This window comes from Caldimonas hydrothermalis (assembly GCF_056746695.1).
In genome coordinates, this window is record NZ_JBWQXA010000022.1 from 1 (window position 1) to 9,856 (window position 9,856).

Annotated in this window: 8 protein-coding genes; 5 read left to right on the top strand and 3 right to left on the bottom strand. The window is 64.4% G+C overall.

The window, feature by feature from the left end; all coding sequences use genetic code 11:
* Positions 1-21: 21 nt before the first annotated feature.
* The 3 genes from AC1ECW_RS16035 to AC1ECW_RS16045 are packed head-to-tail and all read right to left on the bottom strand — an operon-like array spanning position 22 to position 3,165.
* Positions 22-1,449 (bottom strand): UbiA family prenyltransferase, encoded by a 1,428-nt coding sequence (locus tag AC1ECW_RS16035; protein ID WP_481202275.1) that lies wholly within the window; start codon positions 1,447-1,449, stop codon positions 22-24.
* Positions 1,450-1,474: 25 nt separating this feature from the next.
* The gene (locus AC1ECW_RS16040; protein ID WP_409702479.1) at positions 1,475-1,846 is read right to left on the bottom strand and encodes a DMT family transporter; all 372 of its coding nucleotides are present in this window, start codon (positions 1,844-1,846) and stop codon (positions 1,475-1,477) included.
* On the bottom strand, positions 1,843-3,165 hold the full coding sequence (locus AC1ECW_RS16045) for a glycosyltransferase family 39 protein (RefSeq protein ID WP_481202271.1): 1,323 nt from the start codon (positions 3,163-3,165) through the stop codon (positions 1,843-1,845). Before AC1ECW_RS16045 ends, AC1ECW_RS16040 begins: the two co-directional genes overlap by 4 nt.
* Before the next feature lie 226 nt (positions 3,166-3,391).
* Between AC1ECW_RS16045 and AC1ECW_RS16050 the strand changes: the two genes are divergently transcribed.
* The 5 genes from AC1ECW_RS16050 (at position 3,392) to AC1ECW_RS16070 (ending at position 9,839) form a co-directional block, all read left to right on the top strand.
* Entirely contained in the window at positions 3,392-4,300 is a 909-nt protein-coding gene (locus AC1ECW_RS16050) for a glycosyltransferase family 2 protein (RefSeq protein WP_409702475.1), read from the top strand.
* 32 nt (positions 4,301-4,332) lie between these two features.
* Positions 4,333-6,273, top strand: a complete 1,941-nt coding sequence (asnB, locus tag AC1ECW_RS16055) for an asparagine synthase (glutamine-hydrolyzing) (RefSeq protein ID WP_481202272.1) — start codon at positions 4,333-4,335, stop codon at positions 6,271-6,273.
* Between the two features lie 19 nt (positions 6,274-6,292).
* Positions 6,293-7,345: an acyltransferase family protein gene (locus AC1ECW_RS16060; protein ID WP_481202273.1), complete on the top strand. Its 1,053-nt coding sequence runs from the start codon at positions 6,293-6,295 to the stop codon at positions 7,343-7,345.
* 80 nt (positions 7,346-7,425) lie between these two features.
* Complete coding sequence (locus tag AC1ECW_RS16065; protein WP_481202276.1) at positions 7,426-8,670, top strand: glycosyltransferase; 1,245 nt, start codon at positions 7,426-7,428, stop codon at positions 8,668-8,670.
* Entirely contained in the window at positions 8,667-9,839 is a 1,173-nt protein-coding gene (locus AC1ECW_RS16070; RefSeq protein WP_481202274.1) for a glycosyltransferase family protein, read from the top strand. Before AC1ECW_RS16065 ends, AC1ECW_RS16070 begins: the two co-directional genes overlap by 4 nt.
* Positions 9,840-9,856 lie beyond the last annotated feature (17 nt).

The following is a 9,856-nucleotide window of genomic DNA, read 5'->3' on the forward strand; positions in this document are numbered from 1 at the left end:
CCCGGCTTTTTTTTGGCCGGATCAGGCGACCGAGAAGAGGATGGCGCTCAATCCCACCACCGTCAGGCTTTGCCAGTCGCGCAAGGCAAAGACCAGGGGATCGTCGTCGACTTCGCCTCGATGCGTTTTCATCCACAGCCGACTGACCCAATAGAGCAGCAACGGGGGCACCAGCCACAACCACAGAGGGTTGTCGTAAATAGCAGGGATGTTCGGGTTGTTGATGTACAGCGCGAACACCAGCACGGCCACCATGCCGGCGCTGGTTCCCACCGACATCAATACGGGCAGGTCGGTGACGGTGTAGCCGCGACCGGGGAGACGGTCACGGTCTTGTTGCAGCGTCACCAGCAGCTCCGAGTAGCGCTTGACCAGAGCCAGGCTCAGAAAAATGAACATCGAGAACGCGAGCAGCCAGAAGGACGGGACGATGTCGGTGGCCGCCCCGCCAGCCACGACGCGCAACGTGTACAGACCTGCCAGCATCAGCACGTCGACCACCACCTGGCGCTTGAGAGCAAGCGAATACGCCAGTGTGCACAGGAAATAGCCGGCAAGCACCACAACGAACTCGATTGGCAGCCACCATGCCGTGGCAAACGAAGCGCCGAGCAGGGCCGGAATCAGGAACGCGCCATGCCAGACGGGAATGAGGCCGCTGGCGAACGGGCGATGGCGCTTGCGCACATGCCGTCGATCGGCCTCAAGGTCGACCAGGTCGTTGAGGACATAGACCGCCGAGGCGCACAGGCCAAAGGACAGGAATCCGAGCAACGCCGGCACCCACCCGTCCAAGGAGGTGAGCCGGTGCGCCGCCACCAGGGGCACGAACACCAGCACGTTCTTGAGCCATTGGTGCAACCGCAAGGCCTTGAGGTAGGCGCTTAGGCCCGGGCTGCGCGAAGGAATCACGCGACTGACCTGGGTGGTGGACCTTGCCGCCTTGATCAAACGGTCATCGGACGAAACCACCACGGCCTGCCGGGCAGCCGACCACACCGGGAGATCCTTGCGGTCGTTGCCGACGTAATCGAAGCCCTTGAGCCCGAAACGTTCGCTCAACTGATCGCTCTTGCGCGATCCGCTGAGGTTGGTCGGCCCGTCCGTGGCGAGGACATCATCGAACAGACCCAGGTGCCGCGCCAGGGGTTCTGCCAGCAGACGGTGTGCCGCCGTCGCGAGCACGACCGGGCGGCCCGCTTCGCGGGCTTGGCGAGCCAGCGCCACCACCTCCTCGTTGAGGGGCAGGGTCGACCAATCGAACCGGACCGCCTGCGCCAGCCGCTCCTTCAGGAAGGCCTTGCCGCGCAGCAGCCACCAAGGCAGCAGCAGCAGCTTCCACGGAGCATGTTTGAGCAAGAGGAATACGGACTCGTGCAGCAGATCGGTGCGGATCAGCGTGCCGTCACAATCGACGCACAGCGGGACGGTCGCAGTGGTGGAGTTCATGGGATCGACAGGATCATCCGCCCGATCAACTGCGGGCAAGCAGGACGACACCTCCGACGATCAGGAGTGTGCCTCCCACCCGGGCCAGATTGAGCGTGTCGCCATGGACCCACCAGCCCAGAAGCATGGTGACCACAAAGCCGAGACCGACGAACGGATAGGCCAGGCTCACTTCGACTCGGGCCAGCACCAGCAGCCATACCAAGGCGCTGCTGAAGTAAATTGCCAAGCCGCTCAGTACCCAGGGATTTGTGGCGATGCCCAAAGCCGACGACCACCCGCCCTGGGCCAAGCTTTCGGCCACGCGAGGGTGACTCATTCCGGCCTTCAGGACAATCTGCGCCAGCGAGGACAACAGGACGCTCGAAACGATCAGGGCGAGAACATTCTTGTTCATGGCGTTGGCCTCGATGAGGCAGACGTCACGGCGTATCGGTCCTTCAGCCACACCACAGCCCAGGACGCGAAGATTGCGAGGATTCCGTTGAGGGGAACGTGATAGCGGTCCTGGCCGACGGTGAGCACCGGCACGGCGACGAACAGGGCACCGACGAGCACGAGCGGATGCAGCACGCCGATGCGCCCACGGGCCAGGGCCAGGCCCAAGCCCAGCAAAGCCAGCGTGAAAAGGCCTGCCCAGTACAGGCTGGAGAGGAGCTTGAGCGGCATGATGGCGCCGCCCCCCCACGAGCGCCGCAATGCAGGCTCGTTCCAGGTGACGCCGATCGACTCCCGGCCAAACGTGGCCACGAGCCGCTTCAGCGACAGCGCCAGATAGCGCTGCGGGTTGTCGAGGATGAACTCGACGGCCGCGCGCTTGAGATGGCGGTCGCGTTCGACTTCGTGGCTCGGCGCGTCGCTGGGCAGGTCCATGTAAACCCCCGTGGAGTCCGGGTTGTTGCCCATCCACAGGTTCGGACCGAAGTTGGTCGAGACCAGCACCGGGGTGCCGAACAAGGCCTGGTTGCGCAAGGCCCAGGGGGCGAGCATCGCCGCGGCCACGATGGCAGCCACCACGGCCGACATCGACGCATCGCGCCAGGCCCGTTCCTGCCAGGCCTGGGCCAGGGGCAGGATGAAGAACAATGGCAACGCCGTCGGACGCACGTAGACCGCGGCGCAAAGAAACCCTCCCCACAGGACCGCCCGGGGCAACGGGGCGATAGCACGATGCCCCCAGGCGTAGAGCGTGGCCATCAGCAGCACGAGGAACAGCAGTTCACTGGCCAGGATGGTGGTGAACTGGATCATCAGCGGCCAACAGGCGACGAACCAGGCTGCCACGGCAGCGGTTCGCGCATCGAAATAACGTTGAGCCAATGCGTGGGTCAAGGCCACGGCAAGCAGCCCCAACAGGAGGTTGAGCACCACGATCGGGACCGGGCCTGCCCCGAAGACGTGATACAGGGCGCCATACAGGGCCGCCGTTCCGACCGGCCAGTACGCCGTGAGCTGACCATCCGCATAGGCATAGCCCCGACCGGCGGCCAGGCTGCGGGCGAACTCGTCGTAGATGCCGCTGTCGGACACCGGCTCCACCGGCACGCTCCAGGCCCAGAGCAAGCGCAGCACGAGCGCTGCGGTCAGCGGCCACACCAGGCTGAGGGCTGCGGCCGGTATCGGCTCCCGGGTCGCAATGCCCGCAGGGTTGGCCGCAGGAGCTGACGAGGACGGTGTCATGCGGGTCATGAAGGCGATGGCCAGGAACGGGAGCACCGCAGGTCCGGTGCATGAGACTCAGGCCGAGTGGTCTCGTCCGATGGGCGTTGGAACCGGCCACAGTATGAAGGGGAGGTCCGACGACGTCATGCACCCATCCAAGGGGGATCGGTTGATGGTGACTCTCGGGCACCGTGAACGAGGGGCTGTCTCGCGGGCCGGCCCCGGGTATGCTCGTCGCCGAACACTCTTGTTGCCACACCGTGTGCCCTTGCGGATCCCCATGAATGACGCCTTCGGCCGCTATGTGCTGATTTCCCCCTGCCGCAACGAGGCTGCCTACATGCGGCACACGCTGGACAGCGTCATCGCTCAAAGCGTGCGGCCGGCCCTGTGGGTCATCGTCGATGATGGCTCCAGCGACGAGACCCCGTCGATCCTGGCCGACTACGCCGCCCGGCATCCGTGGATCAGGGTGGTCACCCGGCCCGACAGAGGGCATCGGTCCGTCGGCCCCGGCGTCATCGATGCCTTCTATGCCGGCTATGACACCATCGATCCTAGAGACTACGACTACCTGTGCAAGCTGGATCTGGATCTTCATCTCCCGCCACGGTACTTCGAGATCCTGATGCAGCGCATGACGGCAAACCCACGCATCGCAACCTGCAGCGGCAAGGCTTATGTCGAGGACGATGGGGGACTGGTCTGCGAGCGGCACGGCGACGATACCTCGCTGGGCATGACCAAGTTCTACCGGGTCGAAGCCTTCCTGGCCATCGGTGGCTTCGTGCGTGAAGTGATGTGGGATGGCATTGACTGCCATCGCTGTCGCATGCTGGGGTGGGTAGCCTGCAGCTGGGACGAACCCCAGCTGCGTTTCGTGCACCTGCGCCCGATGGGATCGAGCCAGCAGGGCATCTACACCGGGCGCATGCGCCATGGGCAAGGTCAGTACTTCATGGGCACGGGATTCGTGTTCATGCTGGCCAGTGCGATCTTCCGGCTGAACCAAAAGCCCTATGTACTGGGTAGCGCAGCGATGTTGTGGGGATGGCTGCGCAGCGCGCTGGAGCGACGTCCCCGTTACGACGATCCGCAGTTCCGGCGATTCCTGAGGCGCTACCAATGGCGGGCCCTGCTGCTGGGAAAGAAGCGGGCCCTGGCAGCCGTTGAATCCTCGCGGGCCTGATCCCGCCCCCACAACCCATCGGGCACAGCACCATGTGTGGCATTGCAGGCATCGTCGGCCGACTCGACCCGGACGTTCGGGAAGCGCTCAGGCGCATGAACGACGCCCAGTCGCACCGGGGGCCCGATGCACAAGGCACCTGGGAATCGACCGCTGACAGTGAGGGATGGGGGGTGATGTTGGCCCATCGACGCCTGGCGATCCTGGACTTGTCTGCGGCTGGTGCGCAACCCATGGTCGACCCGGTCCATGGGCACGTGGTCGTGCTCAATGGTGAGATCTACAACTACGTGGACCTGCGGCGCGATCTGATGCAACGTGGTGAGACCGTGGCTTCCAGCGGAGACACGGCCGTGATGCTGCGTAGCCTCAGCGTCGATGGTCGCACGGCGCTCGGCCGCCTACGCGGCATGTTCGCACTGGCCTTCTGGAGCACGCACTCGCGCGAACTGACACTGGCACGCGACCCTCTCGGGATCAAGCCGCTGTACATGATGCGCAACCCGGATCCGGGCGGCGCATGGTCCGTGGCTTTTGCCTCCGAGCTGAGGGCCCTGCTGGCCAGCGGTCTTCTGCGCGACGCCAGGCTGGATCCGCAGGCCGTCGCCGGCATGGTGTGGAGCGGATTCACGGTAGGGCCCGGGACCGCGGTTTTGGGGATCGAATCACTCTGGCCAGGCGAGGCCTGTGTTCTGGACGGGCGGGGACGCGAAACCGCCCGCCATCGTTTCTGGCAGGCACCGTCATCGGTCACGCAGGATCCGATCGACGAGGAGGAACTGGGGGCCTGCCTGGAAGAGTGCGTGCGACTGCACCTGGCCAGCGATGTCCCCTTGGGAATCTTTCTGTCCGGTGGGGTCGACTCTTCGGCGGTGGCGAATCTTGCCCAACGCTCCTCGAGCGTGCCCGTCCATACCTTCACTTTGGCTTTCGAGGAACAGGAGCGCAACGAAGGGCCTTTCGCCAGGCGTATCGCCCAGGCCATCGGCACACGACACACCGAGGTCGTTCTCAGCGAGCGTCACTTCATCGATCGCCTGGATGACGCGCTCGACAGCCTCGACCAGCCCAGCTTCGACGGTCTGAACTCGTACTTCATGTCGCATGCCGTACGGGGCGCCGGCTTCAAGGTGGCGTTGGTGGGCAGTGGCGGAGACGAACTGTTCGGAGGCTATACGAGCTTTCGGGACCTCCCCAGGATGTGGCGATGGTCCCGTAGAGTCCGCCCCATTCCGCGCGCATTGCAACGCGGTGTCGCGTCCATGGTGTCGGCAGCCCTGAGCCGCTCGCAGCGGGGTTATCCAGCGCAGACCCGCTGGGCCAAATTGCCCGACATGGTCTCGCACGGGGAAGACCTGCTGGCCTTGTACCAGTTGGCCTATGCGCTGTTCCTGCCCAAGACACAGAAGGAACTATTGCACGAAGGAATTTTCGCGCACCACGGCATCGGCCTGCCCCCTGCGATGATCGATCGCCTGAGGGGCGAGACGTTGGGGTTGCCGCCGATGCAGACAGTGAGCATGCTCGAGCAGCGCCTCTTCCTGGGGGAGCGGTTGCTCAGGGACACCGACGCCACCAGCATGTCAGCCTCGATCGAGATCCGCCTGCCGCTCGTGGACCAGGTCCTCTTCCACCAAGTGGCACGCCTTCCCTCCTCGGTGCGCTATGAACCTGTACGGACCAAGGCCGTGCTGCGGCGCATCGGCCTGCGAGGACTGGATCCCTCGCTTTTCGATCGGCCCAAGAGCGGGTTCGAACTGCCTTTCGATCGTTGGTTGCGACAAGCCCTGGGCGGTCGGATCGACGAAACCTTGCGCAACGCCCGCCAGGTGGAAGCCGTGGGCCTGAATCCACGGGCCGTGGTCAGGCTCTGGGAAGCCTTCCAGGCCGGCTCACCCGGCCTCTATTGGTCGCGCGTGTGGGCCTTGTACGTCCTCATCCGCTGGTCTCATCGTCACCGCGTCCTGCTCTGATTGTGTCCACCTCATCACCATGCGCCTCACGTCTCCTCGCTATCCCGGTCTCGACGGCATCCGGGCCTTGGCCGTCGCAGCCGTGGTATGGGACCACACCCAACCCTATGACGGCATGCCGCCCTTGCTGCGACATGGCTTTCTGGGCGTGGACGTGTTCTTCGTGCTCAGCGGGTTCTTGATCACCGCCTTGCTGCTGCACGAGCGCGCCTCCCGGGGCCGCATCTCGCTGGGCAAATTCTTAATCCGTCGCTCCTTGCGCATCTTTCCGTTGTACTTTGCGGTGATGGGCCTGTTGGCGATCTATTTCGTCTTCATCGCGCCGGCAGCCTCGTCTCAACGAAACGCCTTCCTCACGGAACTGCCCTATCACTTCACGTACACCAGCAACTGGGTGCCGATGGAAACCATGATGGGACTGACCTGGTCCCTGTCCACGGAGGAACAGTTCTACCTGCTGTGGCCTGCGATGCTCGCCTTCCTGGAGTCCTGGGCATGGCTGGTCATGCTGGCCTTTCTGGCCCTCAATCAGGCCATCAACTTCGGATGGATCGACGGATGGTTGCAGTCGGTGGGACTGTCCGCCGGCTCCCTCGAAATCCTGCAGTGCACTTTCACGCCCATCATCCTCGGAGCCATGCTGGCCTTCGTCCTGTCCAACGCACATTGGCGGGATCGGCTGGCCGCCTGGCCCTCGTGGCCGGTGCTGCTCTTTACTGCGGGCGTGCTGCTGGTCAGCGCCAGCTGGCCGGGTGATATTCGGGGATGGCCGCGACTTGGATTCCAAGCTGCCACGGCCCTCCTTCTGGCCTGCATCGTGCTGCACCCGGAGGCCCCCCTGGCACGCATCCTCGAATGGCGACCGCTGGCCTATGTCGGCACCGTCAGCTACGGCATCTACCTGCTTCACATGTTTGTGGTCCATGTGGCACGGCGGGTGCTGGTGGATATCGGGGCTGCGGACAACCTTCTGCTGTTCCTGCTCAGCCTTGCCGGCACGGTGGCCGCAGCCGGCCTGAGCTACCGCTACTTCGAGAGGCCCCTTCTCCAGCTCAAGGATCGCTTCCGGTGAACCACGAACTGCGCCTGTCCAATCGACAGGAAACGCCCACCGGGTCGGACTCTTGCGTCGACCCAGGTGCCACACTCACGATTCGTGCGGACGGGCCGTACAAGGTCGCCTACCTGGTCAATCACTACCCAAAGGTCAGCCACAGCTTCATACGCCGCGAAATCCGGGCCCTGGAGGCACAGGGGATGGCGGTGATGCGTACATCGATCCGCGGTTGGAACGAACCCCTGCCCGATGCACGAGACGAGGAGGAGCGCCAACGCACACGCTATGTGCTCAAGAATGGATGGAGCGGTTTGCTCATCGCCGTGCTCAGGGCCGCACTGTCCCGCCCGGGACGGCTCATCCATGCCTGGTGGCTGGCCACACGACTGGGCTGGCGTTCGGGACGCTCGATCGCCTATCACTGGGCTTACCTGGCCGAAGCCTGTGTCCTGGGCCACTGGATGCATCAGGAAGGGATCGCTCACGTTCATGCCCACTTCGGAACCAACTCGACCGACGTGGCAATGTTCGCCACCGTGCTGGGCATGGCACGGTCCTACAGCTTCACGGCGCACGGCCCCGAAGAATTCGATGGCCCCCGCGCCCTGGCGCTCACGGAGAAGATCGAACGGGCCCAGTTCGTCGTCGCGATCAGCAGCTTCGGTCGCAGTCAGTTGATGCGCTGGATCGGACCAGAACACTGGCATAAGGTGAAGGTGGTGCATTGTGGCCTGGATGACATGTTCCGTCGGACCACTGCGCAGTCGCCCCCTGCGGTCCCCCGCCTCGTATGCGTCGGAAGGCTGTGCGAGCAGAAAGGGCAGCTTCTTCTGATCGATGCCGTGGCACGCCTGGCCCAACGGGGAGTGGACTGCGAACTGGTGTTGGCAGGCGATGGCGAGATGCGCGCTCAGATCGAAGACCGGATCGTGCGGCACAGTCTCCACGGACGCATCCGGATCACCGGATGGATTTCGGGAGACCAGGTTCGCGACGAGCTTCTGGCGGCCCGTGCCCTGGTGCTGCCGAGCTTCGCAGAGGGTCTGCCTGTGGTGCTGATGGAGGCCATGGCCTTGCAACGCCCGGTAGTGTCGACCCTCGTGGCGGGCATTCCCGAGCTGGTCGTTCCCGAGGAATGTGGATGGCTGGTGCCTGCCGGTGATGTGGAGAGCCTCGCCGATGCCATGCAGCAATGTCTCGAGACCCCGGTGGATCGGCTGGCGCAGATGGGCCAGGCCGCTCGACAGCGTGTCCTGCAACGGCACGATGTCGACCAGGAGGCCCGCAAGCTGTACGGCTTGTTGGCTCATGCCACGGATGAGGGTCGGAAGGTGGTGTGATCGTGAACTTCAGCCGCCCCCTGCTCCAATCTCTGCAGCGTCCGTTTCGCGCGGGAGTGCATGAACTGCGACTGCATTGGAAGCGTCGCCTCAGCCCGAGGGTGCGCCCTGTCGTTGTGATCTTTCCTTCCAATCAGCCGTGGGATCCTGCCAGCAACCTGCGGGCCTGGCTGGTCGCTCCCGAGCTGGAGCAATTGGGCTGGCGGGCGATCGTCGCGCCTGAGCCCCTGACGCTGTCTCAGCGCAGAAGGATTCTTCGGCTGGAGCAGCCTGATGTGGTGCTTCTGCAGCAGACGCGCCATCCACTCAACCGTCCGGCCCTGTATCCAGGCTATCCCTGTGTGCTGGATGCCGATGATGCCGACTACCTGGACCCTCGATACCAATCGATGATTGCCCAATGCGCGCGCGATGCAGCCGCCGTGGTGGGTGGAAGCCGGTTCGTTGCGGACTGCCTCGGCCGGCACAATCCAAGGAGCCACGTGATCTGGACCGGCACCCCCTGGCTCGAACAGCCGGCCCGGATGGCGCCGGCCCAGCGTCCCGCGGTGGTCGCCTGGGCGCATTCCTCACCGTTGGACTATCCTGAGGAAGCCGCGCTGGTGCAACGCGTGATGATCGAGGTGGCGCATCGGACGGCCTGCACGTTCTGGTTGTTTGGTACTCACGAGGACCGGGCAGGCGCCTGGTTGGCCCCGCTGCGTGCAGCAGGAGCCCGCTGTGAAGCCATTGCGCCACTGCCGTACGCCGATTATTTGGACAAGGTCGCCCAGGCGGCTGTAGGGCTGCAGCCGGTGTGCACCAGCAATGCGTTCAGCCGAGGTAAGTCCTTCGGCAAACTCCTGGCCTACCTGAACGGGCGGGTGGCGGTTGTGGCATCCGATGCCGTCGACCACGGCTTGTTCTTCCGCCACGGATGCAATGGTTATCTCGTGGGTGATGAGCCTGCCGACTGGGTGGAATCCATCGTCACCCTGCTCCAGGAACCCTCATTGCGCGAACGCGTGGCCAACGCGGGCTACGATGATGCGCGCCGCCGGTTGACGACCAGGCGATTTGCCGAACTGCTTGACCCCGTCTTACGCGAGGCGGCATCGCTGAAGCGAATGGTTCCGACGCTTGTTCCGGGAGATGGAGAGGAACGGCCGGCCCCACGGGGCAGTGCGTGAGGGATGCAGGCGGAACC

What these genes read in the sequence shown, in the direction of transcription:
- AC1ECW_RS16035 (WP_481202275.1), bottom strand. Translation starts at nt 1,449, where the DNA reads ATGAACTCCACCACTGCGACCGTCCCGCTGTGCGTCGATTGTGACGGC.
- AC1ECW_RS16040 (WP_409702479.1), bottom strand. Translation starts at nt 1,846, where the DNA reads ATGAACAAGAATGTTCTCGCCCTGATCGTTTCGAGCGTCCTGTTGTCC.
- AC1ECW_RS16050 (WP_409702475.1), top strand. Translation starts at nt 3,392, where the DNA reads ATGAATGACGCCTTCGGCCGCTATGTGCTGATTTCCCCCTGCCGCAAC.
- asnB (WP_481202272.1), top strand. Translation starts at nt 4,333, where the DNA reads ATGTGTGGCATTGCAGGCATCGTCGGCCGACTCGACCCGGACGTTCGG.
- AC1ECW_RS16060 (WP_481202273.1), top strand. Translation starts at nt 6,293, where the DNA reads ATGCGCCTCACGTCTCCTCGCTATCCCGGTCTCGACGGCATCCGGGCC.